The sequence below is a fragment of the Enterobacter cloacae complex sp. 370H10 genome, assembly GCF_050031535.1.
In the GTDB taxonomy this organism is placed as follows: domain Bacteria; phylum Pseudomonadota; class Gammaproteobacteria; order Enterobacterales; family Enterobacteriaceae; genus Enterobacter; species Enterobacter intestinihominis.
In genome coordinates this window covers 593,073-616,742 of record NZ_JBLGWG010000001.1, presented here as the reverse complement: position 1 = coordinate 616,742, position 23,670 = coordinate 593,073, and the positions used below count along the sequence as shown (strand labels likewise).

General features: G+C 56.9%; 22 protein-coding genes and 1 pseudogene. 13 read left to right on the top strand and 10 right to left on the bottom strand.

Going from position 1 to position 23,670, the window contains the following annotated elements; all coding sequences use genetic code 11:
- Positions 1–49 precede the first annotated feature (49 nt).
- The 7 genes and pseudogenes from hpaB (at position 50) to ACQG2Q_RS02890 (ending at position 8,188) form a co-directional block, all read left to right on the top strand.
- Positions 50–1,612 carry a 4-hydroxyphenylacetate 3-monooxygenase, oxygenase component gene (gene hpaB, locus ACQG2Q_RS02920; RefSeq protein ID WP_045621221.1) on the top strand — a complete coding sequence of 521 codons (1,563 nt, stop codon included), beginning with the start codon at positions 50–52 and terminating at the stop codon, positions 1,610–1,612.
- A gap of 17 nt (positions 1,613–1,629) precedes the next feature.
- Positions 1,630–2,139 (top strand): 4-hydroxyphenylacetate 3-monooxygenase reductase subunit, encoded by a 510-nt coding sequence (locus ACQG2Q_RS02915; protein ID WP_003856606.1) that lies wholly within the window; start codon positions 1,630–1,632, stop codon positions 2,137–2,139.
- Positions 2,140–2,259: 120 nt separating this feature from the next.
- Positions 2,260–2,517 (top strand): HTH domain-containing protein, encoded by a 258-nt coding sequence (locus ACQG2Q_RS02910; protein ID WP_022646951.1) that lies wholly within the window; start codon positions 2,260–2,262, stop codon positions 2,515–2,517.
- 219 nt (positions 2,518–2,736) lie between these two features.
- A complete protein-coding gene (locus tag ACQG2Q_RS02905) occupies positions 2,737–4,890 on the top strand; it encodes a carbon starvation CstA family protein (RefSeq protein ID WP_063849726.1) in 2,154 nt (717 codons plus the stop codon).
- 96 nt (positions 4,891–4,986) lie between these two features.
- Entirely contained in the window at positions 4,987–5,190 is a 204-nt protein-coding gene (locus ACQG2Q_RS02900; RefSeq protein WP_003856610.1) for a YbdD/YjiX family protein, read from the top strand.
- A gap of 10 nt (positions 5,191–5,200) precedes the next feature.
- Complete coding sequence (yjiA, locus tag ACQG2Q_RS02895) at positions 5,201–6,154, top strand: GTPase (protein WP_063849725.1); 954 nt, start codon at positions 5,201–5,203, stop codon at positions 6,152–6,154.
- 186 nt (positions 6,155–6,340) lie between these two features.
- Positions 6,341–8,188: pseudogene (locus ACQG2Q_RS02890) on the top strand (3'-5' exonuclease).
- An 84-nt stretch (positions 8,189–8,272) separates the two neighbouring features.
- Here ACQG2Q_RS02890 and ACQG2Q_RS02885 read toward each other — a convergent pair.
- Positions 8,273–9,631: an esterase-like activity of phytase family protein gene (locus ACQG2Q_RS02885; protein WP_063849723.1), complete on the bottom strand. Its 1,359-nt coding sequence runs from the start codon at positions 9,629–9,631 to the stop codon at positions 8,273–8,275.
- Between the two features lie 409 nt (positions 9,632–10,040).
- Here ACQG2Q_RS02885 and ACQG2Q_RS02880 point away from each other — a divergent pair, with 409 nt between their 5' ends.
- The gene (locus tag ACQG2Q_RS02880; RefSeq protein WP_063849722.1) at positions 10,041–10,586 is read left to right on the top strand and encodes a YfaZ family outer membrane protein; all 546 of its coding nucleotides are present in this window, start codon (positions 10,041–10,043) and stop codon (positions 10,584–10,586) included.
- Between the two features lie 178 nt (positions 10,587–10,764).
- On the opposite strand, the gene ACQG2Q_RS02875 is transcribed toward ACQG2Q_RS02880, so the two are convergent.
- Positions 10,765–12,135: an NAD-dependent succinate-semialdehyde dehydrogenase gene (locus tag ACQG2Q_RS02875; RefSeq protein ID WP_063849721.1), complete on the bottom strand. Its 1,371-nt coding sequence runs from the start codon at positions 12,133–12,135 to the stop codon at positions 10,765–10,767.
- A 150-nt stretch (positions 12,136–12,285) separates the two neighbouring features.
- Between ACQG2Q_RS02875 and ACQG2Q_RS02870 the strand changes: the two genes are divergently transcribed.
- From ACQG2Q_RS02870 to ACQG2Q_RS02860, 3 genes are read left to right on the top strand one after another with little or no spacing between them, the layout of a single operon-like run.
- Positions 12,286–13,029: a helix-turn-helix domain-containing protein gene (locus ACQG2Q_RS02870; protein ID WP_063849720.1), complete on the top strand. Its 744-nt coding sequence runs from the start codon at positions 12,286–12,288 to the stop codon at positions 13,027–13,029.
- Between the two features lie 48 nt (positions 13,030–13,077).
- Positions 13,078–13,731 (top strand): LysE family translocator, encoded by a 654-nt coding sequence (locus ACQG2Q_RS02865; RefSeq protein WP_058645753.1) that lies wholly within the window; start codon positions 13,078–13,080, stop codon positions 13,729–13,731.
- 3 nt (positions 13,732–13,734) lie between these two features.
- Entirely contained in the window at positions 13,735–15,006 is a 1,272-nt protein-coding gene (locus ACQG2Q_RS02860) for a DUF445 domain-containing protein (RefSeq protein WP_023299245.1), read from the top strand.
- Here ACQG2Q_RS02860 and ACQG2Q_RS02855 read toward each other — a convergent pair.
- The 7 genes from ACQG2Q_RS02855 to ACQG2Q_RS02825 all read right to left on the bottom strand — a co-directional run bounded on the left by ACQG2Q_RS02855 (position 15,003) and on the right by ACQG2Q_RS02825 (position 20,294).
- The gene (locus tag ACQG2Q_RS02855) at positions 15,003–16,079 is read right to left on the bottom strand and encodes a DUF2955 domain-containing protein (RefSeq protein WP_022646940.1); all 1,077 of its coding nucleotides are present in this window, start codon (positions 16,077–16,079) and stop codon (positions 15,003–15,005) included. The two genes, ACQG2Q_RS02860 and ACQG2Q_RS02855, sit on opposite strands and share 4 nt — an antisense overlap.
- Positions 16,069–17,136 (bottom strand): HlyD family secretion protein, encoded by a 1,068-nt coding sequence (locus ACQG2Q_RS02850; protein ID WP_088581776.1) that lies wholly within the window; start codon positions 17,134–17,136, stop codon positions 16,069–16,071. The genes ACQG2Q_RS02855 and ACQG2Q_RS02850 overlap by 11 nt, the downstream gene beginning before the upstream one ends.
- Positions 17,133–17,603 carry a MarR family winged helix-turn-helix transcriptional regulator gene (locus ACQG2Q_RS02845; RefSeq protein WP_022646938.1) on the bottom strand — a complete coding sequence of 157 codons (471 nt, stop codon included), beginning with the start codon at positions 17,601–17,603 and terminating at the stop codon, positions 17,133–17,135. The genes ACQG2Q_RS02850 and ACQG2Q_RS02845 overlap by 4 nt, the downstream gene beginning before the upstream one ends.
- Positions 17,604–18,189: 586 nt before the next feature.
- A complete protein-coding gene (locus tag ACQG2Q_RS02840) occupies positions 18,190–18,885 on the bottom strand; it encodes an ArsR/SmtB family transcription factor (protein ID WP_063849870.1) in 696 nt (231 codons plus the stop codon).
- Positions 18,860–19,255, bottom strand: a complete 396-nt coding sequence (locus tag ACQG2Q_RS02835) for an amino acid-binding ACT protein (RefSeq protein WP_022646936.1) — start codon at positions 19,253–19,255, stop codon at positions 18,860–18,862. Before ACQG2Q_RS02835 ends, ACQG2Q_RS02840 begins: the two co-directional genes overlap by 26 nt.
- Positions 19,248–19,571 (bottom strand): antibiotic biosynthesis monooxygenase family protein, encoded by a 324-nt coding sequence (locus ACQG2Q_RS02830; RefSeq protein ID WP_096216833.1) that lies wholly within the window; start codon positions 19,569–19,571, stop codon positions 19,248–19,250. The genes ACQG2Q_RS02835 and ACQG2Q_RS02830 overlap by 8 nt, the downstream gene beginning before the upstream one ends.
- A gap of 243 nt (positions 19,572–19,814) precedes the next feature.
- Positions 19,815–20,294, bottom strand: a complete 480-nt coding sequence (locus ACQG2Q_RS02825) for a carboxymuconolactone decarboxylase family protein (RefSeq protein WP_022646934.1) — start codon at positions 20,292–20,294, stop codon at positions 19,815–19,817.
- A gap of 101 nt (positions 20,295–20,395) precedes the next feature.
- Between ACQG2Q_RS02825 and ACQG2Q_RS02820 the strand changes: the two genes are divergently transcribed.
- Positions 20,396–21,784 carry a PLP-dependent aminotransferase family protein gene (locus ACQG2Q_RS02820; RefSeq protein ID WP_063849869.1) on the top strand — a complete coding sequence of 463 codons (1,389 nt, stop codon included), beginning with the start codon at positions 20,396–20,398 and terminating at the stop codon, positions 21,782–21,784.
- 85 nt (positions 21,785–21,869) lie between these two features.
- Here the strand turns inward: ACQG2Q_RS02820 and ACQG2Q_RS02815 are convergent, their stop codons facing one another.
- On the bottom strand, positions 21,870–22,031 hold the full coding sequence (locus ACQG2Q_RS02815; RefSeq protein WP_003863073.1) for a DUF1127 domain-containing protein: 162 nt from the start codon (positions 22,029–22,031) through the stop codon (positions 21,870–21,872).
- 176 nt (positions 22,032–22,207) lie between these two features.
- On the opposite strand from ACQG2Q_RS02815, the gene ACQG2Q_RS02810 reads away from it, so the two are divergent.
- Entirely contained in the window at positions 22,208–23,623 is a 1,416-nt protein-coding gene (locus tag ACQG2Q_RS02810) for a PLP-dependent aminotransferase family protein (protein ID WP_022646932.1), read from the top strand.
- Positions 23,624–23,670 lie beyond the last annotated feature (47 nt).

Genomic DNA, 23,670 nt, shown 5'->3' with positions numbered 1-23,670 from the left:
ACAAAAACAAAACATAAATTTAACAACCATCTTCCGATACGAGGTCCCTATGAAGCCTGAAGATTTCCGCGCTGATGCCAAACGTCCGTTAACCGGTGAAGAGTATTTAAAAAGCCTGCAAGATGGCCGTGAGATTTATATCTACGGCGAGCGCGTTAAGGACGTCACTACCCACCCGGCATTTCGCAATGCGGCGGCGTCCATCGCCCAGATGTACGATGCCCTGCACAAGCCAGACATGCAGGATACCCTCTGCTGGGGCACCGACACCGGCAGCGGCGGCTACACCCATAAATTCTTCCGCGTGGCGAAAAGCGCCGACGATCTGCGCCAGCAGCGCGACGCCATCGCCGAGTGGTCGCGCCTGAGCTACGGCTGGATGGGCCGCACGCCAGACTACAAAGCCGCGTTCGGCTGCGCGCTGGGGGCGAACCCTGCCTTCTACGGTCAGTTCGAGCAGAACGCCCGCAACTGGTACACCCGTATTCAGGAAACCGGCCTGTACTTTAACCACGCCATCGTCAACCCGCCTATCGACCGCCATAAACCGGCGGACGAGGTGAAAGACGTTTACATCAAGCTGGAGAAAGAGACCGATGCCGGGATCATCGTCAGCGGCGCGAAAGTGGTGGCCACCAACTCTGCGCTGACCCACTACAACATGATTGGTTTTGGCTCTGCGCAGGTGATGGGCGAAAACCCGGACTTCGCGCTAATGTTCGTCGCGCCGATGGATGCCGAAGGGGTGAAGCTGATCTCCCGCGCCTCTTACGAGATGGTGGCAGGGGCGACCGGCTCCCCGTACGACTACCCGCTCTCCAGCCGCTTTGACGAGAACGACGCCATTCTGGTGATGGATCATGTGCTGATCCCGTGGGAAAACGTGCTGATCTACCGCGATTTCGACCGCTGTCGTCGCTGGACGATGGAAGGTGGCTTCGCCCGCATGTACCCGCTTCAGGCCTGCGTGCGTCTGGCAGTGAAGCTCGACTTCATCACCGCTCTGCTGAAGAAATCGCTGGAGTGCACTGGCACCCTCGAGTTCCGCGGCGTGCAGGCGGATCTCGGCGAAGTGGTGGCGTGGCGCAACATGTTCTGGGCGCTGAGCGACTCCATGTGCTCCGAAGCCACGCCGTGGATAAACGGCGCGTACCTGCCTGACCACGCGGCGTTACAGACCTACCGCGTGATGGCGCCGATGGCCTACGCGAAAATCAAGAACATCATCGAACGCAACGTGACCTCCGGGCTGATCTACCTGCCGTCCAGCGCGCGGGACCTGAACAACCCGCAGATCGACCAGTATCTGGCGAAGTACGTACGCGGCTCCAACGGGATGGATCACGTCGAACGCATCAAGATTCTGAAACTGATGTGGGATGCCATCGGCAGCGAGTTTGGCGGACGTCACGAGCTGTACGAAATCAACTACTCCGGTAGCCAGGATGAGATCCGCCTGCAATGCCTGCGTCAGGCGCAAAGCTCCGGCAACATGGACAAGATGATGGCGATGGTTGACCGCTGCATGTCCGAGTACGACCAGCACGGCTGGACCGTACCGCACCTGCACAACAACACTGATATCAACATGCTGGATAAGCTGCTGAAATAACGCAGCGGGAGGTTTCAATGCAATCTGAAGAACGCCTGCGTTTTCGCGACGCGATGGCCAGCCTGTCGGCGGCGGTGAATGTGGTCACCACCGAGGGCGATGCGGGCCGCTGCGGCATTACCGCCACCGCCGTCTGTTCGGTCACGGATACCCCGCCCTCGGTCATGGTCTGCATCAACGCCAACAGCGCCATGAACCCGGTCTTCCAGGGCAACGGCAAACTGTGCGTCAACGTGCTGAACCACGAGCAGGAGATCATGGCCCGCCACTTTGCCGGGATGACCGGCATGGCCATGGAGGAGCGCTTTGCTCTCTCCTGCTGGCAGAAAGGACCGCTGGCGCAGCCGGTGCTGAAAGGCGCCCTGGCAAGCCTGGAAGGTGAGATAACCCAGGTGCAAACCATCGGTACCCATCTGGTCTACCTTGTGGAGATTAAGAACATCATCCTCAGCAGCGAGGGGCACGGCCTGATCTACTTCAAACGCCGTTTCCACCCGGTGATGATGGAGATGGAAGCCGCGGTTTGATCCCGTTGCACAAAAAAACGCTAAGGTTTCCGCAAAGGTGCGCCGTTAACTATCCATAAGATAAATTTTCCGGGGCGGCTGGCGACGTCGTCAGCCGCCCCCTTAACGCTGGAAAGTCTTATGGCCCCTTCACCCCGAAGCCGCTCGGCTGAGCGTCTGGTTGACATCATTATTGCTCTGCACCGCAACGGAAGCGTTAATCGCCGCGATCTGATGCAAAAATTTGGCATTACCGAACGTACGGTGTACCGCGATCTACAGGCCCTTTCCCCAATTATCGAACACGACGGCAAAGGACGCTATCAGCTGCTGCCCGCATATCAGCCCTGCCGCTGCACGCAATGCCCTGATGCGAACGACGAAACCCCGCAGGGCTAGATTATTCTCAGTGATCTCAATCACATATTTTCTCCCGCCGGGGGTGAGCCTTAACCACTCACCCTCGCTTTTGACCGCTCACGCATCGCTTTCAACCACTCACCCATTTACCGTGCTTTACACGCGCGAGGATCTGGCACGATCGCTCCAGCATTAATCAATACCTCCTCACAACGAACCCTGACCCTTTTTTCTTTACATAAAAAACCAGGTCTTACTATGGATACTAAAAAACTACTTAAGCACGTGCCCTGGGCCATCCTCGGGATCATCGGCGCTTTCTGTCTGGCGGTTGTCGCATTACGCCGGGGCGAGCACGTCAGCGCCCTGTGGATCGTGGTCGCGTCGGTTTCCGTCTATCTTGTGGCTTATCGCTACTACAGCTTGTACATCGCGCAGAAGGTCATGAAGCTCGACCCGACGCGCGCCACCCCGGCGGTCATTAACAATGACGGCCTGAACTATGTGCCAACCAACCGTTACGTGCTGTTTGGTCACCACTTCGCCGCCATTGCAGGCGCGGGTCCGCTGGTCGGTCCAGTGCTGGCTGCGCAGATGGGCTACCTGCCGGGTACGCTCTGGCTGCTCGCGGGCGTGGTGCTGGCGGGAGCGGTGCAGGACTTTATGGTGCTGTTTATCTCCTCGCGCCGTAATGGTTCGTCGCTGGGCGAGATGATCAAAGAGGAGATGGGCCGCGTGCCGGGCACGATCGCCCTCTTCGGCTGCTTCCTGATCATGATCATCATCCTGGCAGTGCTGGCCCTGATCGTGGTGAAAGCGCTGGCCGAAAGTCCGTGGGGCGTCTTCACCGTCTGCTCTACCGTGCCGATTGCGCTGTTCATGGGCATCTACATGCGCTTCCTGCGCCCTGGCCGCGTTGGCGAGGTGTCGGTCATCGGTATCGTGCTGCTGGTCGCCTCTATCTACTTCGGCGGTGTGATTGCCCACGACCCGTACTGGGGCCCGGCGCTGACCTTTAAAGACACCACCATCACCTTCGCGCTGATCGGTTACGCGTTCATCTCAGCGCTGCTGCCGGTGTGGCTGATTCTGGCTCCGCGTGACTACCTGGCGACCTTCCTGAAAATCGGCGTGATCGTCGGGCTGGCAATCGGGATTGTGATCATCAACCCGGAGCTGAAAATGCCGGCGGTGACGCAGTACATTGACGGTACCGGTCCGCTGTGGAAAGGTGCCCTGTTCCCGTTCCTGTTTATCACCATTGCCTGCGGTGCCGTGTCTGGCTTCCACGCACTGATCGCCTCCGGCACCACGCCGAAGCTGATGGCCAACGAAACCGACGCACGCTTCATCGGTTACGGCGCAATGCTGATGGAATCCTTCGTGGCGATCATGGCGCTGGTTGCGGCGTCGATTATCGAGCCTGGCCTGTACTTCGCGATGAACACCCCACCAGCGGGTCTCGGCATCACCATGCCAAACCTGCATGAGATGGGCGGCGAAAATACCGCGCTGATCATGGCGCAACTGAAAGACGCCAGCGCACACGCGGCGGCGACCGTCAGCTCCTGGGGCTTCGTGATTTCGCCTGAGCAGATTATGCAGACCGCGAAAGACATCGGCGAACCATCCGTGCTGAACCGCGCAGGTGGCGCACCGACGCTGGCGGTGGGTATCGCACACGTGTTCCACAAAGTGCTGCCGTGGGCGGACATGGGCTTCTGGTACCACTTCGGTATCCTGTTTGAAGCGCTGTTCATCCTCACCGCGCTGGATGCCGGTACGCGTGCAGGCCGCTTCATGTTGCAGGATCTGCTGGGTAACTTCGTGCCGTTCCTGAAGAAAACCGACTCTCTGGTAGCAGGTGTTCTGGGTACTGCGGGCTGCGTAGGTCTGTGGGGTTATCTGCTGTATCAGGGCGTTGTAGACCCGCTGGGCGGCGTGAAGAGCCTGTGGCCGCTGTTCGGCATCTCTAACCAGATGCTGGCGGCTGTGGCCCTGGTGCTGGGCACCGTTGTCCTGGTGAAGATGAAACGCACCAAATACATCTGGGTAACCGTGGTGCCTGCGCTGTGGCTGCTGCTCTGCACTACCTGGGCGCTGGGTCTGAAACTGTTCAGCACCAACCCGCAGCTGGAAGGCTTCTTCTTCATGGCTAACCAGTACAAAGAGAAGATTGCCGCAGGCGGCGTGGATCTAACCGCGCAGCAGATTGCCAACATGAACCATATCGTGGTGAACAACTACACCAACGCGGGTCTGAGCATTCTGTTCCTGGTGGTGGTGTACAGCATTATCTTCTACGGCATTAAAACCTGGATGAAAGTGCGTAATGCCGATGGCCGTACGGACAAAGAAACCCCGTACGTGCCGGTGCCGGAAGGCGGCGTGAAGACGTCTTCACACCATTAATAAAATGGCGGGTGGCGCTGCGCTGACCCGCCCTACAACGTTACTGTAGGCCCGGTAAGCGTAGCGCCACCGGGCTTTTTCTTATCAGGACACGTTATGTTTGGTAACTTAGGCGAAGCAAAAAAATACCTCGGTCAGGCGGCGAAAATGCTGATTGGCATTCCGGACTATGACAACTACGTTGAGCATATGAAGACCAACCATCCGGATAAGCCGTACATGACCTACACTGAATTCTTCCGCGAGCGTCAGGAAGCGCGCTACGGCGGAAGTGGAGAAGGCGGCGTCCGCTGCTGCTAAAGGAGAAACCATGACCCCGATTGCCGTTACCCTGCTGACCGGTTTTCTCGGCGCCGGTAAAACCACCCTGCTGCGCCACATCCTGAACGAGCAGCACGGCTTCAAAATCGCCGTCATCGAAAACGAATTTGGCGAAGTCTCCGTTGACGATCAGCTGATTGGCGACCGCGCCACGCAGATCAAAACCCTGACCAACGGCTGCATCTGCTGCACCCGCTCCAGTGAATTAGAAGACGCCCTGCTGGACCTGCTCGACAGCAGCGATCGCGGTGACATCGTCTTCGACCGTCTGGTGATCGAGTGCACCGGCATGGCCGACCCCGGCCCGATTATTCAGACCTTTTTCTCCCACGATATTCTGTGCCAGCGCTACCTGCTGGACGGCGTCGTCGCGCTGGTGGATGCGGTACACGCCGACGAGCAGATGAACCAGTTCACCATCGCCCAGTCTCAGATTGGCTACGCCGACCGCATTCTGCTGACCAAAACCGACGTGGCGGGTGAAAGCGAAAAACTGCGTGAGCGCCTGACGCGCATCAACTCGCGCGCACCCATTTATACCGTGACGCACGGCGATATCGACCTGTCTCAGCTGTTCAACACCAACGGCTTTATGCTGGAGGAGAACGTCACCGCGAAACCGCGCTTCCACTTTATGGCAGACAAGCAAAACGACGTAGCGTCGATTGTGGTGGAGCTGGACTACCCGGTGGACATCAGCGAGGTCTCGCGTGTGATGGAGAACCTGCTGCTGTCGTTTGCCGACAAGCTGCTGCGCTATAAAGGAATGCTGTGGATCGACGGCGAGCCGAACCGCCTGCTGTTCCAGGGCGTGCAGCGCCTGTACAGCGCCGACTGGGATCGTCCGTGGGGCGATGAACCGCCGCACAGCGTGATGGTGTTTATTGGAATACAGCTGCCGGAAGAGGAAATTCGGGCAGCGTTTACGGGACTGAAAAAGTAAATCGTCGCTCCCCTTTAAACAGTAAAGGGGGCGTATTTCATTAAGGCAAAATGCGGGTTTCGCCCTTTCTGTTTGCAATATTGTCTGTTAATGTTCTTATCATGAATGAAATCATGCTTTGATTAATATTGGTTACAATATTAATTAATTGGATTCATATAATTTTCATGAATTGGTAGGCGTAATATGGCAATCATTATTCCCACGGTTAGCAGCTGTAGCGAGAAAATTACGGCAGGAGAAAAAAGACTGGCAAGGCTTCTGGAGGGTGGGCTCAGCGAACAATGTACCTGCTAGTATGATACCCGAATGGGAGACAAAGACGATCATCCTGATTTTGTGATTCTGGCCCCCGATAAAGGGCTGCTGTTTATAGAAGTGAAAGACTGGTATATCACAAAAATAAAATCGGCTAATAAAACCCATATTAATTATGAAACCAAAAACGGCATAGAGCCGTTGAAGAACCCACTCGAACAAGTTCGACAATATACCTTTCATATCATCAATAGCCTGAAAAAAGATCCCCTGCTTCGCCAGAAACAGGGAGAGCATGAGGGCGGTTTTATTATGCCGTATGGATACGGTGTTTATTTGAGCAACATCACTCGGGCACAGCTGGAAAAGAGTTTTACACCTGAGGAGTTGAATGAAATATTGCCCGCCAGCCAGGTGATATGCAAAGACGAACTCAACGAGTTTATGACTCGAGAACAAATCTCTGGCCGGCTCGAATCCCTTCTCAAACATCACTTTGTTCATAACACAACACCACAGCAGCTCGACCGCATCCGGTGGCATCTTTATCCCGATGTCCGCATTAACCCATCCGTTACGCGGGTTGACCTGGATAATTTTACTTTCCACACCCCTGATGTGGTATGCATGATGGACAGGAACCAGGAACAACTCGCCAGAAGTATGGGGGCGGGACACAGGGTAATTCATGGCGTGGCAGGTTCGGGCAAAACGCTCATTTTGCACCACCGATGTATTGAGCTTGCCAACAACATTGAAAACACCAAACCGATACTGGTGATTTGCTACAACATTACGCTGGCTAAAAAACTCAAAGCGCAGCTCGAACAGCATAGCCTCAGACTTCCCGTCGAAGTTATCCATTTCCACGCCTGGTGTTATCAGCAATTAAACGCGCATCGGCGTCTTCCCCCCAGGAGCAAAAACTTTATTGAGCTGATGGAGAATGCGCTGACGGTGGCATTTGAAGAGGGAGCAATCAAACCGGAGCAGTACAGCGCCGTTTTGATAGATGAAGGACACGATTTTAAACCGGAATGGCTAAGAATCCTCGCCAAAATGCCGGACAATAAAGATAGCTCCCTGCTGTTTCTGTACGATGACGCTCAGTCAATTTATCAGAAAAAGAAAGCTCTCGATTTTACCCTGTCCAGCGTCGATATAAAGGCTCAGGGCCGTACAACTATTTTGGATACCAATTATCGCAACACCCGGCAAATACTCCATTTTGCCAGCAGCGTAGCATTTAATTATCTCAATAATCACATAGAAGCTTCTCTCAAATACCAGCAGCCTGCCGCAGGTGGCCTGTCCGGGAAGTATCCCGCGCTGGCCAGCTTTGATAATCAGGACGAGGAGATTACGCGCGTCCTCGATTGGGTCACAGAGCAGCGACAGGAAGGTGTTGCGTGGTCAGAAATCGCCATACTGTGCCCCTCAACCTACAGCATTTCAGGCATGCTCGCGCCAAGGCTTGAAGCCCGCAAGATCCCATACCAGATGATTGTCTCCAGCGATGATAAAAAGCACTGGTCCCCGCAGAATGATTACCTCTGCGTCATGCCGCTGCCCAGCAGCAAGGGGCTTGAGTTTAATTCGGTCGCCATTATGGATGCGGCAAAGGAAAGGGACAGTGAAGATCTGAGTGACGATATCAAGCGCCTTTACGTCGGCATTACCCGCGCACGACAGAATCTTCTGGTGACAATGCACGGAACCGGAAGCCTGCGAGATCATCTGGTCGAGACCTGGGAAAAGAGCGTTAAGTCGATCTAACTATTCCGCGTTGAAAAGTATCTGCACCGAACAATCCCCTCTCCCCTGTGGGGAGAGGGCCAGGGTGAGGGGTAAAGCCCAATATTATTTCAACGCCTCCGGCAGCGTCACAATCCACAGCTCGCTGTCGGACTCCGGCTTCTTCAGTGGCTTGACGCTGAGGGTAGTTTCAACCGCTTTGTCATCCAGCGTCAGCTTGCCTTCCGCGTTCACCCGATAATCCTTGAGCTTCTTGCCCTCGGCCGGGTTGTGCATCGCCACCTTCACGCCAAAGTCGTTATCGTTCGCCACCGCCAGCGTTTTGTCGTCAATCAGCGCCAGCCCTTCGGCCTTTTCCTGCTGCCAGCCCAGCGCACGCAGATCGACCACCTGCGTTTTTTCCGCAAGTGTAATGCCGCGCTGCGCCAGCGTTTTCTCATCGTCAAATTCCGGGTATTCGCCCGGCTTGTCGAAGGCGGCCAGATCGCTCGCCTTGCTCAGATCCACCCTGTAGATGAGGTTACGCATTGCGTCGTTTTTATCTTCGCCCTGTTCAATCAGCAGGATAGTGTGGTTATCCAGCGCCACGATATCGCCGATTTTGGCGTCGCTGTTTTTGCTGTAGGCCGCGCTGTCGACAGGGTAGCCGTACATCGCGGTTTTTCCGGTCGCCGGATCGAAGCTGACCAGTCGCGTAAACAGCGCCTGCTTTTTGCTCTTCCCGTCGATATCCAACGTACTCTGGACAGCGGCGATAATACGTCCGTCCGGCATGCGGGTCAGGCCTTCAAATCCCCGGTTTGCCTGGCGCCATTTGATAACATTTGGCAGACCGCCCGCGATGGATTTCTCCCCTTCCGCCGCCTGTGGGCCGTGGATCGCGAGGATTTTCCCTTTACTGTCAATATTAATCAGGAACGGGCCATACTCATCGCACAGCCAGTAGCCGCCCTTCCCGTCCGGCGTGATGCCTTCCGTATCCAGCCCGCGGTTATCGCCTTTCAGCACTTTTAAGGTGTCGCTTAGCGCGATTTCATTGGTGGAACCAATCACGCCACTTTGCAGCGGCAGACCGTTGATTTCGCCTTTATCGTCATGCAAAGGACGCGCGTCCACGGCCTCCGCTTTACCGTTTTGCACGCGGATCGTCATTAGCTGCGGGGCGAAATCCGGGGTAACAAAGATTTTAGCGTCATTTTTCCCCATTTTTGGCGAATCCGCGTTAGGACCGCGATCGGTCACGGTCGTAAACGTCAAGGCATCGCCCTGCTTGCCCGTAAACAGCAGGCCAGAGCCAATCCCCACAGGCAGCCCGTTCGGAAACGCGCTGGCAAACGCACCGCTGTATTTGACATGCGAGCCTTCGGGAAAACTGACGACGTAACGCTCCGCGGTTGGCTGTGCCGCCAGGCCAGAGAAAGAGAGCGCACAACCAATTAGCACAGGAATGATTTTTCTTTTCATAGTGTTAGCACCCAGTAAGTGAAGCCAACAATGTAATGAAGAAACGTGTCAGAAAAATGACATGGTGAAAGCGGTTCGGCACAACGGGGCGTATAGCCACCTCCAGAAATGTAAACCTGTGTCTTTATCTGTGACAACTGAAACACTTTTGGAAATTATTAGAAACTCAATTAATTCATCCTGAACTAATTTTTCCGACCCGTTCAGCGTACGTTTAATGAGAATCCTGAACCCTTCCTAAACGCGAATGCATTACGTATTGACTCCTTGCCGGGTCAACATTCGAACAACATTTAAAATTCAAAAACCAAACAAAAACAGCATAAAAACGTGACAAGCATCGCATTTGCAGAGATAAACAGCTCTTGTTAAGGTGCCCTCAGATTAATTTGATGACGAGGAAAAACTCATGAAAAAGCTCAACGTTCTCCTTCTTTCCGCTCTGACTGCCGTATCGGGCTCCGCACTGGCCATGGGCGGCAGCATTGAGCAGGGTAAAAACTTTACCAACCTGAATGTGGAAATGGGGAAATCAACCTCCGGTCTGTACACCGAAGGTAGCTGGCTGAAAAACACCGATGACGGCACCACAACCGGTGGCGTAGGTGCAGGCTACAACTTTGAAATCGGCCCGGTGATGCTGAACGCAGGCGCTAAGGCCCTCTACGTTGGCCCGAAAAAAGGCGATAACGGCGTGGCGTTCCCGGTCGGCGGCGGTGTGAACGTTGCCCTGACCGACAGCATCAGGGTGTTCGGTGAAGGCTACGTTGCGCCAGACGGCCTGAACAACAGCGTGAAAAACTACGTTGAAGCGAACGGTGGCGTAAGCTGGACGCCAGTGAAGCCGGTGACGCTGAAGGTGGGTTATCGTCACGTGAGCGTTGATGGTAAAGACGGTCGTCCTAACCACACGCTGATTGACGGCGCATATGTTGGCGGTGGCGTGTCCTTCTAAGCCTGTTTGCCCGTTTCGCCCGGCGGCGCTACGCTTGCACGGGCCTACAATGAAGGGTGCAATTTATGAATATTATTGCACCTTGTAGGCCGGGTAAGCGCAGCGCCACACGGCAAAAAAGGCGATGAGACTGTTAATAAAAAAACCTGCCGGATGGCAGGTTTTTTTATGTCCGACATTACTTGCGAACAACCACCAGTTTCTGGTTCACAAACTCTTTGATCCCCAGGTCCGACAGCTCGCGTCCGTAACCCGAACGTTTTACGCCGCCGAACGGCAGCTCTGCCGCCGTATCGGTGAGCCAGTTGATGTACACCATCCCGGTCTCAATACGCGATGCCATCTTCTTCGCGCGCTCAATATCCTGGCTGAACACCGCTCCGCCCAGGCCGTAGTGGGAGTCGTTCGCCAGCGTGACCGCCTCGTCGTCGTTTTTCACCACGTAAATCTGCGCTACCGGGCCAAAGAACTCTTCGAAGTACGCCGGGTTGTCGCGTGAGATGTTGGTCAGGATGGTCGGCTCAAAGAAGCTCCCGTCTCGCTGCACAGGTTTGCCGCCATAGTGCAGCGTAGCGCCGTTTTTCACCGCCTCGTTAACCTGTTTGGTCAACGTGTCGAGCGCGTCTTTAGAGGACAGCGGCCCCAGCGTGGTGCTTTCGTCCAGCGGATCGCCAATCTTCACCTGCTTAAATACCTCGGTGAATTTGCTCAGGAAGGCATCGGCAATCTTTTCATGCAGGATAAAGCGCTTCGCCGCGGTACAGACCTGCCCGGCGTTGTTGAGCCGCGCGTTAACGCCGATCTTCACCGCTTTATCCAGGTCCGCATCGTCGAGCACCACGAATACGTCGTTACCGCCAAGCTCCAGCGTGGATTTCTTAATGTGCTTCGCCGCCTGGGCCGCTACCACGCTGCCCGCTTTTTCTGAACCGGTTAGCGCCGCGCCCTGTACGCGATCGTCAGCGATGATGTTCGCCACCTGATCGGACGAGATAAACAGGTTGGTCCACGCCCCTTCCGGCGCGCCCGCCTCACGCACCAGATGGGCGAAGGTTTCCGCACAGTGCGGCACAATGCTGGCGTGTTTAGCGATGACAGGGTTACCCGCCGCCAGGTTTGGCGCCAGAACGCGCATCAACTGATAGTATGGGAAGTTCCATGGTTCGACGGCCATCAGCACGCCGATGGGGTGATGTTCAACCCATGCTTCCCCGAGTTCAGAGTCATACTTCACTGGAGCCAGGAACTGCTTCGCGTTGTCCGCATAGTAGCGGGCGATTTGCGCGCACAGCTTCACCTCGCCGCGGCTCTGTTCGATGAGCTTACCCATCTCCTGGCTGGCGATTTTCGCCAGCTCCTCCACGCGTTCGTCGATCAGGTCCGCCAGCTTATGCAGTACCGGCAGGCGCTGGCTTATGTCGCTTTTCGCCCAGTCGGAGTGATAGAGCGCATCGGCTGCCTTCAGCGCCGCTTCAACATCTGCGTCAGTGTGGGAGGGATATTCTTTGATGAGCTGGTTAGTGGCAGGATTTACTGTCTGATAAGCCATATCGAATCTCCATGTTTTACCGCTTAGGGTATTAAGGGTAGTCAACATGACTGGCTATGGACGTAAAGTTGGGTATATCCGGAAGGTTCTGAGTAAAGCGATGCCATACCGTGGCTGGCGTGGTATAAAAAACCTTCATAAGGAGTTGCTATGACCGATACCCGCCACATCCGTCAGACCTTTCACCGCGCCTCGGGCCTTGAACTACGCAGCACGTGGCAAAGCATGCAGGCGTACAAACACCATTGCCACCCTCAGCTCTCCATCGGCGCAATTGTGGAAGGCCAGACATGCTGCGTGTGTAATGGCAGAGAATACATCCTCCAGCCCGGGGACCTGATTGTGATCCCGGCTTATGTCCCACACAGCTGCAACCCTGTTGCCGGGCAGCCGCGTAGTTATCATATGCTTTATATCGATACGGACCTTCCCCTTGCGGTTCAGGTGATTCGCAACGCTACGCTGTTTATGTATTACCGGGAAGTTGTTGAGAGGATGTCCCCTGCGTCCGTGGACAGGCTGCTTGCTGCCCTTCCCCATTGCATGGATGAGGCAGAAAAGCCTGGATCAACCAGCCAGCAGGTTCAGCAGGCATTTCTTTCCAGTCTTTCCAGCCCGCCTTCCCTCGACGCACTTGCGCAACGATTCTCGCTGCGAAAGGAGACGCTGATCCGTACCTTCAAGAAGGACACGGGCCTGACGCCTGGCAGCTTCCTCAATATCTCCCGCGTAGAGTACGCCAAAGCGCGGCTGCGTGCCGGGGATGATATCGCCGATGTCGGCTACCAGAGCGGGTTTGCTGACCAGAGCCATTTTCATAAGACCTTTGTGCGCTACACCGCCGCCACACCGCGCCAGTACGCTACGGGCCGATCAATATCAGACAATAAATAAGTTCTGTGTTTCCGTAATCTGGCCCCAGTTTTGCATTCTGAGGTCGCTATGGAACTGTTCTTCCCTTCCGCTTTTCTCGCCCTGGCGCTGGCGCATTTTGTTGCCCTGTTAAGCCCGGGCCCGGATTTTTTCCTGCTGATGGGCTACGCCGCCCGCTACCGACTGCGCGGCAGCGCCGGATTGTGCATCGGGATAGCGGCAGGAAATGGGCTTTACATTTTGCTGGTCATTATGGGATGGAGCGCGCTGCGTCAGTTCGCATGGCTGTTCACGTTGATTGAATTATCCGGCGCACTGTATTTGCTCTGGATCGGCTCGCATCTTGTACGCAGCCGACCGCAGACGCTGACGCTAAATGAAACACATGAGCGCTGCCCCTCGCTGCGTAAGCAGATCCTGCTGGGGCTGGGCTCGGCGCTGTTGAATCCCAAAAACGCGTTGTTCTACCTGGCGCTGATGACGGCGTTACTCGGGCCGGACGTCACGCTGCTTCAGCAGGCGACCTGCGGCGTCTGGATGGTGATGGTAGTACTGGTATGGGATTTTGCGCTGGTGTCGCTGATGGGGTTACCGGCGGTTCAGCGAAAGCTCAGCCGTTCGCTCTGGCTGATAGAGCGCACGGCGGGGGTGGTATTGATGGGGTTTGGTGGCTGGGTGCTGTGGCGGTTTTTGCACTTTTCCCCCGTATCCCTCTATCCTTAACCCATGGAAAAACATACCGAACTCAAACGCGCCAAGCTTCTCGCGCTGTCGCTGCTGCTGATTGCCGCTGCGGCCTTTATCACTACCCTGTTCCTGCCGCAAACCTTCTGGGTACGCGGCGCAAAAGCTATTGCCGAGGCGGCGATGGTCGGCGCGCTGGCGGACTGGTTTGCCGTTGTCGCGCTGTTCCGCCGGGTGCCAATTCCCGTTATCTCGCGCCATACGGCGATTATCCCGCGCAATAAGGACCGCATCGGCGACAATCTTGGCCAGTTCGTGCAGGAAAAGTTTCTGGATACCCAGTCGCTGGTCGCATTAATTCGCCGCTACGAGCCGGCCCAGATGATTGGTGCCTGGTTCAGCAAGCCCGACAACGCCCAGCGCGTCGGGCTGCATCTGATGCAGGTGATGAGCGGTTTTCTTGAGCTGACTGACGACGGGCGCATTCAGCGCCTGCTCAAACGCGCGGTGCATAAGGCTATCGACAAGGTCGATTTAACCGAGACCAGCGCCGTCATGCTGGAAAGCATGACCAAAAACAACCGTCACCAGGTGCTGCTGGACGCCATCATCAACCGTCTGATAACCCTGATTCAGCGCGAGAGCACGCGGGAATTTATCTCTGACCAGATCGTCCACTGGCTGAAGACCGAGCATCCGCGCAAGGCGATGGTGCTGCCCACCGAGTGGCTGGGCGATCAGAGCGCAGAGATGGTGTCGAACGCGGTGAACACGCTGCTGGATGATATCAGCCACGACCGCACGCACCAGATCCGTCGGGCATTTGACCGCGCCACGCTGAAGTTTATCGACAACCTGAAAAACGACCCGGAGATGACGGCCAAAGCCGACAACATCAAGCACTATCTGAAGAATGATGAAGCATTTAACCGCTACCTGGGTGAAATGTGGGCTGACCTGCGCCAGTGGCTGAAAAATGACATGCAGAGCGACGATTCCCGCGTGAAGCAACGTATCGCCAACGCCGGGCTGTGGTTTGGTGAGACGCTGTCGAATGATGCCAGCCTGCGTGCGTCGCTGAACGAGCATCTGGAGCAGGCCGCGCACCGCGTCGCGCCGGATTTTGCTGCGTTCCTGACGCGTCATATCAGCGACACGGTGAAAAGCTGGGACGCCAAAGATATGTCACGCCAGATAGAACTCAATATCGGTAAAGATCTTCAGTTCATTCGCGTAAACGGTACCCTGGTAGGCGGAACGATTGGCCTGATCCTGTTTTTACTTTCTCAGTTGCCCGCCGTGCTGGGGCATTAATCCGCTTTTGGCGGCGCGATAACGTAGCGCGTCGCCTCGAAGCGGTTCAGGATCAGGTGCACCAGAAAGACCATCGTCAGCGTGACCACCAGCGCGAAGGTAACGGAGGTGATGCGGTACAGATCGCTGAACACCAGATCGCTGTCCGGATGCATGTTTTGCCCGAACATAATGCCGATGGTGGTAATGCTGGAAAATCCCACCCCGGCCCCGACCTTCTCCATCACGTGCAGGCGCGCGCCAAATGCCAGCCCGAGGCCGATCAGCGGCATCATCAGCAGCATATGGCTGCTGTGATCGTACAGGATAAGCTGAACGACGAGGATATAGAGACAGCCCAGCACCACGCCGACCACGCGCCAGATAGAGCTCATCACCGCGCCGCGGTAGTGCATCGGGAACAGGATCAGAATGCCCGCCATCAGCGCCGAGAGCGAATCGCTTAAGTCGCTCATCTGAAATACCACGAAAATCAGCGTCGCCACGGTGCCGGAGAGCAGCGACTCGTGGCGCACGCGGGCATCGTCTTTCTCTATCAGCGGCGGCGGCTTACGTGGCTCCACGTCCGGCAGCAGGTAATTCATCAGCGCGCTCAGACACACCGCCATCACGCTCGCTTCAATGTTGGAGAACAAAAGCGTGTGCCAGTTGGTGGTGGGGTAGCTCATAAAGTTGAGCATTACGCTCTGGCACACCACGCCCATCGAACCGAACAGAAACAGCGGCCCCTTGCTCATAAAGCGAAAGCGCATCACGTACAGGGCAAAGACCACCAGCGTCATAATGACCGGCCATTGCGACAGAAAGCCGATGATGATCACCATTTCGACGCAGTTGAGCGATGCGCTGAAGATAAACTGCTTCGCCACGTGGCGGTTAAACACCGGCACCAGCGACAGCAGCATGATCGGGTAGACCACAAAAAACACGCCGTAGCTGGTGTTGTAGAAGCTCGAAATACTGAGCGCAATCATCCCGGCAAAGACAATGCGCAGGGTCTGGCGGAAGTCGTTTGCCGTGTAGACGATGTTGCCGTGCGGGGTAAATACCCGCGCCAGAGTGCTAATAGACATAGTGAAGCAGGCTCACCAGATGGATTTGCATCCCGGAGAAGAAGCGCGCAAAGGGCCCTTCGCTGTTGTAGAGCTGCACGGTGGCGCGCGCGCCGGTCGGCAGCGACTTCGGTAAGGCTTCGTCCAGCGCCACGTGAATGCGCATTCGCTGGGCATCGCGCACCCAGCGGTTAGAGGTTTCCGGTTCAGAAAGTTGACCGTTAACGGCTTCCTGACCGGCGAGGATCCCCGCGTCACTGCTCGTCACGTGGGCGCGGAAAACCCGTCCCGGAAAGGCGTCAAACACCACGGCGGCGTCGGTCCCCTGGTGGGTATGACGCAGGCTCTTCTCGCGGAAATCCGCCACAATATCCGTCTGCGTATTCACCAGCGCCAGCGCTGCCGAACCGGACGAGGCGTAAAAACCGGGGCTTAATTGCAGATTACTCACCGTGCCGTCCGCCTCGGCGTAGACCTTCGTCCAGCCAAGATTCAGCTCCGCTTCATCCAGCGCGTTACGGTATTTTTGCAGCGTCACGTTACGGTGTTCATTCCGCTCGCCGCGCTGAATGCGCAGGTTATGAATATTCGCCTGAATCGAGCTGACGGACTGCTCGCTGCTCTGCCAGGTAGTGCGGACTTTATCCAGATCCGCCTGCGACACGTTCTGCAGGGTGCTCAGTTTCTGGTAGCGGTCGAAAGTCACTTTGTCGTTACGCGCGGTCAGCACGGCGGTCTTCAGGCTGGCCTGCGCGGCGGCGATCTGCGCGTCCAGTTGTTCGTTGGAAAGGCGAGCTTGCTCAAGCGCGATCTGCGCCGCTTCCACTTTATTGCGAAACGGGGTGTCGTCGAGCTCAAACAGCAGATCGCCTTTCTTCACCTGGCTATTGTTGTGGACATGGACCGCCGCCACATAGCCGGAGACACGGGCAGACACCGGCGTCACCACGCGCATCACGGTGGAATCCGGCGTCAGCGGGATCCAGATATCCGCGACGATAAAGTAGACAAACATCAGCAGGAAAGAGGCAATACTTACCCTTACCCAGCGGGCAAACTTTTGTTCAGGAGTCATTATTTTTCGGTCTTGTTATCTTCTTCGCGGATTGTCCGCAAATTGCAGGCGATTTGATTCAGGGTGGCGCTGAAAATGTCGAGATGTTCAGGCGCGATGTTTTGCGATACGCGCGTCTGAAGCGTCTCAATTACCTGGGTGAGCCTGTTAAGTACAGCTTTTCCCTCAGGCGTCAGCGTCAGAAGCCGGATGCGCTTGTCATACGGCGAGACGGTGCGCAGCAGGTAACCCTGTTTTTCCAGCTGTGTCAGGGTGCGCATTAGCGGCGGCAGTTCAATGCCCTGCACCTCCGCCAGCTCACTCACCGAGACGTTATCCCCGAGCTGATGCAGCTGCATCATCACCGTCCAGCTCGACTGGGTTAACCCAGTATCGAGAATGGCGTCGTCAATGACGGCACGCCACTGGCGCACGATCATCGCCATCCGCATGCCCATCGGCCTGCGGCTAAACAGTTCTTCTTCACTCATGGGGAAACCTCTCGTCACACGCGGTCACGATAATAGTTATCAGGGTAAGTATCAAGAAACGAGAAGTTAAAGCGCAGGAATTGCGAAATGAGATTCTCCCTCTCCCTGTGGGCTGAGGGTTCCCCACAAATTAATGCGAGCACTGAGCAATCCCCTCGCCCCTCCGGGGAGAGGGTTAGGGTGAGGGGAACATACGGCGGTGGTGGTCATTCCGTTCACTTTATGTTCCTTGCTACTCTGTAACGACATGACCGGTGAACGTGCCAGGGTGGCTCAGTCGCCACCACCCTGGCGACCCGGGCTCCCGGCGGTAAATCGCCGCTTCGCGGTGCCCTCGGCTTATTCCTTCCGGCTTATCGGGTACGGGCGGAGGCAACGTCCCTGTAAAGCCGCCCTCTCGGCGCATCCCTGCGCCTCGCCCCGGCCGGAAGGCAAACGCCTCAGCGATTTACAGCCGGACCAGGGCATCGCTGACAGCCCTCAGTCATTTAGAAAGCAACTTTATTGCTTCTGCATAAAAAAATTACTGGGGATCCCTCAGCCCTGTGGGAGAAGGGCAGAGTGAGGGCACAGCCCGCAGCGGAGTTTAGCGGCTAAAATGTCTGGTGATGGCGCCCTGTCCTGAAGCCGTCACAACCACCTCCCTGTACCCCGCCACCCGCTGGATCCACCCTTTGCTTTCCAGATAAAGAAGCAGCGCTGCGCCGGCTTCGCCTCCTAGATGAAACCGCCGCTCGCTCCAGTCCAGGCAGGCGCAGCACGCTTTTCGGCGCGAATGAGCGCTTAACGAAACGCCGAGCTTCAGAAATTGCTCCCGACCATACGGCGTGAGCGCTGAACCGTCTGCCTCCAGCCAGCATGCTGCCTGCATGAAATCGTAGATCTGCACCGCCACCGCGCCTGCGAGATGGTCGTAGCAGGTCCGGGCTTTACGCATGGCTTTCGGCGCGGTAGTTTCCGGCGGGGTAATGCGGCTCCACGAAAGCTCCATCATCTGTTCCACCAGCGCCGCCACGTCGTGCCCGGCAAGACGATAATAACGATGCCGCCCTTGCGACAGGCAGGTAATTAACTGCCCTTCAACCAGCCGGGCGAGATGCCCGCTGGCGGTCGACGGCGCAACGTCTGCCGCCGCACTCAGTTCGGTGGCCGTCCACGCCCGGCCGTCCATTAGTGCACAGAGCATTTTCACGCGCGACGGATCGGCCATTGCAGCCGCTACAGCGGCAATGGCCTTTTCCAGCATCGCGCTGTTATCAGAGGGTAAGCTCGTCTTTAACATTTGTCGCCCAGGGTGTGGTGATCTCAGCGGCCAGCTTATCATCATCCGTCAGCAGAATAAGGTGATTCGCATGGTCGCTGTACTGAGTCAGGATAGACACGCCCTTTGCGGCCAGCGCCGCCGCTATCTCGCCCAGCTCGCCAGGACGCTCCTGCTTAAGCTTTCTGATCACCGGCTTTCGCAGCGCCTGCACGGTAAACCCGGCGTCGAGCAGCACACGGCGGGCTTTTTCCCCGTCCTCCACCAGGAAATGGGCATCCGTACCGAAAACGCCGCCCCCCTCCAGCCCCACGCCGTTGCGGCCTAACAGCTGTCCAAAGCGCGCCAGCTCGCCGGGCCTGTCGCTAAAAATCACGTGAACGTCATACATCCGCGTGCCCTCTCGTTTCAGAGCGGTACTCCCGCACCAGCTGCGCCACGCGAATACGGTAGAAAGAAAAAATCGACTCCCGGCCTTCGGCCTGCGCGGCCTGATGGAAGACATTCTGCTTCCAGCGGCGGACGGCCTCTTCATCCCGCCACCAGGAAAGGGACAGGATTTTGCCGTCGATGCTCAGGCTCTGAAAACGTTCTATATCAATAAAGCCGTCGATGTCCGCCAGCAAAGGCTTGAGTTCAGCGGCAAGCTGCAGATAGCGCGCCTGATGATGAGGCTCCGCTTTGGCTTCAAAAAGGACTGCGATCATGGGTGTCTCTCCGTTGTGAGGGTGTGGAGAGAATGCAGGAGGAAAAACCACAATGCTTCGGTATGGAGCGAAGTGTTTGCCGGATGGCGCTGCGCTTATCCGGCCTACGGGCTCATGTAGGCCCGGTAAGCGTAGCGCCACCGGGCAGGGTTTAACCCACCATCGACTTCGACTCCATAAACGCCCCAATCCCCCACTCGCCTGGATTACGGGCGCTGGTGGCGATGATCCGCGAGCGCAGAATTATTCCAGGTTAGCCTTGTTCAGACCGTAAGCCGCATCCAGCGCGCCCGGCTCCATGCGGGAGGTAATGCCCAGGCGGTTCCAGGCGTTGATCGCTACGATGGCGAAGTTCAGCTCTGAAATCTCGACATCCGAGAAGTGCTCCGCCACGCTGCGGTACAGCGCATCGCTCACGCCATGTACGCCAATCTGGGTCAGCGCTTCGGTGAAGGCCAGCGCCGCTTTTTCACGGGCGCTAAACAGCGGGGACTCGCGCCAGGCCGCCAGATGGTACAGGCGCAGCTCGCGCTCACCGGCGATTTTAGCCTCTTTCGAGTGCATATCCAGACAGAAGGTGCAGCCGTTCAGCTGCGATACGCGAATGTCGATCAGGTGCTTCAGTGCCGGATCAATAGAGGTTTTCGCCACCTCCATGCTCAGGGCAGAAAGCGCGTTGGCAAGTGCAGGTGTGGCTTTGTGGTGGTTTACGCGGGTGCTCATTGTCTTTCCTCTTTTTGTGCCGTTTTTTTCATGCGATAAGGCAAATCTACGCCGTTAATGACATAGTAAAAAGACACAAAAATCGTGAAATGAGGTAGGACATGAAGCCGGGCTATCATGAGATTTATTCCCGCTATCGCGACAACATCACGAGTGGCGTGCTGAAGCCGGGCGATAAAGTGCCTGCCATCCGCGTGCTGGCGGAAGAGCTGAAGGTGGCGCGTAAAACCGTCGAGACGGCGTATGCCATTCTGACGGGCGAAGGGTATCTGGTAAGCCAGGGCGCGCGCGGGACGCGGGTGAACCCGGATCTTCTGCTGCCCGCGCAACACGCCCCCGCAGAACAAGCGACCGGCACGCTGCTGGCGTCGTTGATTAGCCAGCGCGAACGGGCCGGTTTTCTGCGCCCCGGCATTCCGGCGCTCGACAGCTTCCCCTATAAAAAATGGCTGCTGCTGGCGGGCCAGGCGACGCGCGCCATGCGTCAGAATGAAATGCTCAACCCGCCGGTGCTGGGCTGGTATCCGCTGCGCGAGGCGATTGCCCGCTATCTCAATATCTCGCGCGGGTTATCCTGCACCGCCGAACAGGTACTGATCACCAGCGGCTACAGCGGCAGCCTGCGCCTGATCCTCGACACGCTTGCCAGCCGCAGCGACAAGGTGGTGTTTGAGGATCCGGGCTATTTTATGGGCCAGCAGCTGCTCAAGCGGATCGTGCCCCGCCTGCACACCGTGCCGGTTGATCGCTGCGGCATCAATACGGACTACCTGCTCCGTCATCATCGCGACGCGCGTTTTGCCATCGTGACCCCGTCGCATCAGAGCCCGCTGGCGGTGACGCTCTCACTGCCGCGCAAGCAGCAGCTGCTCGACTGGGCGTCACAAAACGAGGCGTGGATTATCGAAGACGATTACGACGGGGAATTTCACTACACCCGCAAAGTGCTGCCGTCGCTGAAAAGCCTCGATCGGCATGACAGGGTGATCTTTATGGGCACCTTCAGCAAAACCATTATGCCTTCACTGCGCATGGGCTACGTGGTGATGCCCGCCAGCACCGTCGGGGCCTTTACCGACTGCGCGGACATTACCACCAGCGGCCAGCCGGTGCTGACGCAAAAAATCCTCACCGCATTTCTCAACGAAGGGCATTTTTTTCGTCATCTTAAAAAGATGCGCGCCCTGTATCAGATCCGCCGCGACTGGATGATTGCCGCCCTGGGTGAGGTCTATGGTGACCTGTTCTTCACCGAGCAAAACGACGGTGGAATGCATATTGTCGCGTTCCTCGCAAAGGGAAGCGCTGACCGGGAGATCGCCCGCTGCTGGCAGGAACAGCAACTACAGGTTAATGCGCTTTCGGCGTGGTATCACGGATCAGGAAAACGCTACGGGCTGGTGATGGGCTATAACAACGTGCGGTCATATCAGGAGGCGGTTGAGCTGCTGGAAAGGCCGAAACGGCAGACGCTTGCGCTGTTGAGTTGAAAACCGCCGGGTGGCGGCTGCGCCTTACCCGGCCTACGGTCTCCTGTAGGCCCGGTAAGCATAGCGCCACCGGGCAACCCAATGCTTACACATCATATCGCGATAACCCAACGTCCTTGAGCTGCTCGTCGCTCATCTGGCTCAGAATGCGGCGGGTACGGTTGATGCGATACCAGTTACGCAGCGTTTTCGCTACCCAGACAAACGCGATAAACGGACGTTTTGAACGATTCTCGTAGAATTCCATGATGCTCTCCTCGCTGTGCCAGTGGGGTTATCATCATGGAAAACGGCCAATACAATACAGATTCAAAAACTGCTTTTGTTTACCATACAGATCCGCTAAAACGGTATCTGCATGGCGTTTTACCCACCAATCTGTACTGGTTTAATAATCTGTATGGTGAAAACAAAGGATACAGCATGACGCGCTATCAACATCTGGCCAACCTACTGGCGGAACGTATCGAACAAGGGCTGTATCGCAGCGGCGAACGTCTGCCGTCGGTACGCACGCTGAGCCAGGAACACGGCGTTAGTATCAGCACCATACAGCAGGCCTACCAGATCCTCGAAAATCTCCAGCTGATCACGCCCCAGCCGCGCTCCGGTTATTTTGTCTCGAAACGCAAAGCGCAGCCGCCCGTACCGGCGATGACGCGCCCGGTGCAGCGCCCCGTGGACGTCACCCAGTGGGATGAGGTGATGATGCTGCTGGACGCCCGCGCCGACAAAGAGATGATCTCCTTTGGCGGCGGCTCGCCGGACATCAACCAGCCGAGCCTGAAGCCGCTGTGGCGCGAGATGAGCCGCATTGCGCAGCATAACCCTGGCGAAATGCTGAGCTATGACGTGCTCGATGGTCGTCTGGAGCTGCGCGAGCAGATCGCCCGCCTGATGCTGGACGGCGGCTCCACCGTGGCGGCAAACGAGATTGTGATCACCAACGGCTGCCACGGCGCGCTGTCGATCGCCCTGCTCTCGGTGTGCAAACCGGGGGACATCGTGGCGGTCGAGTCGCCGTCGTTTCATGGCACCATGCAGATGCTGCGCGGCTTCGACATCAAGGCGATTGAAATACCTACCGATCCCGAGACCGGGATCAGCATCGAGGCGTTAGAGCTGGCGCTGGAGCAGTGGCCGATCAAAGCGGTGATCCTGGTCCCCAACTGCAATAACCCGCTCGGGTTTATCATGCCGGAAGCGCGTAAAAAGCAGGTGCTGGCGCTCGCCCAGCGGCACGATATTGTGATTGTGGAGGATGATATCTACGGCGAGCTGGCCGCAGAGTACCCGCGCCCGCGCACCATTCACTCGATGGACATTGATGGCCGCGTGATCCTCTGCAGCTCCTTTACCAAAACCGTGGCGCCCGGGCTGCGCGTCGGCTGGATTGTGCCGGGGCGCTATTACGACCGGGTGATGCACATGAAATACGCCGCGGGCGGTTTTAACGTGCCGGGCACGCAGATGGCGGTGGCGGCGTTTATTCGCGACGGCCATTACCATCGCCACGTGCGGCGCATGCGCCAGATTTATCAGCAGAATATGGAGACCTACACCTGCTGGGTGCGGCAGTATTTTCCGGCAGAAATATGCGTTACCCGCCCGCAGGGCAGCTTCCTGCTGTGGGTCGAGCTGCCGGAGACGGTCGACATGGTGTGCGTCAGCAAGCAGCTGTGCCGTCTGAAGATCCAGGCTGCGGCCGGGTCGCTGTTTTCCGCCTCCGGTAAGTACCGCAACTGTCTGCGGATCAACGTGGCGCTGCCGCCGACGGATAAACATCGCGAGGCGTTGAAAAAGATGGGTGAGGCGATTGTGATTGCGATGGAGGGGTAGTGCGGCCTGTTGCCCTCACCCCGGCCCTCTCCCACAGGGAGAGGGTG

Excerpts from the sequence above, each read along its gene's own strand:
- ACQG2Q_RS02880 (WP_063849722.1), top strand. The coding sequence starts at position 10,041 with ATGAAAAAGCTCAACGTTCTCCTTCTTTCCGCTCTGACTGCCGTATCG.
- ACQG2Q_RS02865 (WP_058645753.1), top strand. The coding sequence starts at position 13,078 with ATGGAACTGTTCTTCCCTTCCGCTTTTCTCGCCCTGGCGCTGGCGCAT.
- ACQG2Q_RS02815 (WP_003863073.1), bottom strand. The coding sequence starts at position 22,031 with ATGGAATTCTACGAGAATCGTTCAAAACGTCCGTTTATCGCGTTTGTC.
- ACQG2Q_RS02875 (WP_063849721.1), bottom strand. The coding sequence starts at position 12,135 with ATGGCTTATCAGACAGTAAATCCTGCCACTAACCAGCTCATCAAAGAA.
- ACQG2Q_RS02915 (WP_003856606.1), top strand. The coding sequence starts at position 1,630 with ATGCAATCTGAAGAACGCCTGCGTTTTCGCGACGCGATGGCCAGCCTG.
- ACQG2Q_RS02825 (WP_022646934.1), bottom strand. The coding sequence starts at position 20,294 with ATGAGCACCCGCGTAAACCACCACAAAGCCACACCTGCACTTGCCAAC.
- ACQG2Q_RS02845 (WP_022646938.1), bottom strand. The coding sequence starts at position 17,603 with ATGAGTGAAGAAGAACTGTTTAGCCGCAGGCCGATGGGCATGCGGATG.
- hpaB (WP_045621221.1), top strand. The coding sequence starts at position 50 with ATGAAGCCTGAAGATTTCCGCGCTGATGCCAAACGTCCGTTAACCGGT.
- ACQG2Q_RS02885 (WP_063849723.1), bottom strand. The coding sequence starts at position 9,631 with ATGAAAAGAAAAATCATTCCTGTGCTAATTGGTTGTGCGCTCTCTTTC.
- yjiA (WP_063849725.1), top strand. The coding sequence starts at position 5,201 with ATGACCCCGATTGCCGTTACCCTGCTGACCGGTTTTCTCGGCGCCGGT.
- ACQG2Q_RS02840 (WP_063849870.1), bottom strand. The coding sequence starts at position 18,885 with ATGTTAAAGACGAGCTTACCCTCTGATAACAGCGCGATGCTGGAAAAG.
- ACQG2Q_RS02810 (WP_022646932.1), top strand. The coding sequence starts at position 22,208 with ATGACGCGCTATCAACATCTGGCCAACCTACTGGCGGAACGTATCGAA.
- ACQG2Q_RS02820 (WP_063849869.1), top strand. The coding sequence starts at position 20,396 with ATGAAGCCGGGCTATCATGAGATTTATTCCCGCTATCGCGACAACATC.
- ACQG2Q_RS02835 (WP_022646936.1), bottom strand. The coding sequence starts at position 19,255 with ATGTATGACGTTCACGTGATTTTTAGCGACAGGCCCGGCGAGCTGGCG.
- ACQG2Q_RS02855 (WP_022646940.1), bottom strand. The coding sequence starts at position 16,079 with ATGTCTATTAGCACTCTGGCGCGGGTATTTACCCCGCACGGCAACATC.
- ACQG2Q_RS02830 (WP_096216833.1), bottom strand. The coding sequence starts at position 19,571 with ATGATCGCAGTCCTTTTTGAAGCCAAAGCGGAGCCTCATCATCAGGCG.
- ACQG2Q_RS02860 (WP_023299245.1), top strand. The coding sequence starts at position 13,735 with ATGGAAAAACATACCGAACTCAAACGCGCCAAGCTTCTCGCGCTGTCG.
- ACQG2Q_RS02910 (WP_022646951.1), top strand. The coding sequence starts at position 2,260 with ATGGCCCCTTCACCCCGAAGCCGCTCGGCTGAGCGTCTGGTTGACATC.
- ACQG2Q_RS02905 (WP_063849726.1), top strand. The coding sequence starts at position 2,737 with ATGGATACTAAAAAACTACTTAAGCACGTGCCCTGGGCCATCCTCGGG.
- ACQG2Q_RS02870 (WP_063849720.1), top strand. The coding sequence starts at position 12,286 with ATGACCGATACCCGCCACATCCGTCAGACCTTTCACCGCGCCTCGGGC.
- ACQG2Q_RS02900 (WP_003856610.1), top strand. The coding sequence starts at position 4,987 with ATGTTTGGTAACTTAGGCGAAGCAAAAAAATACCTCGGTCAGGCGGCG.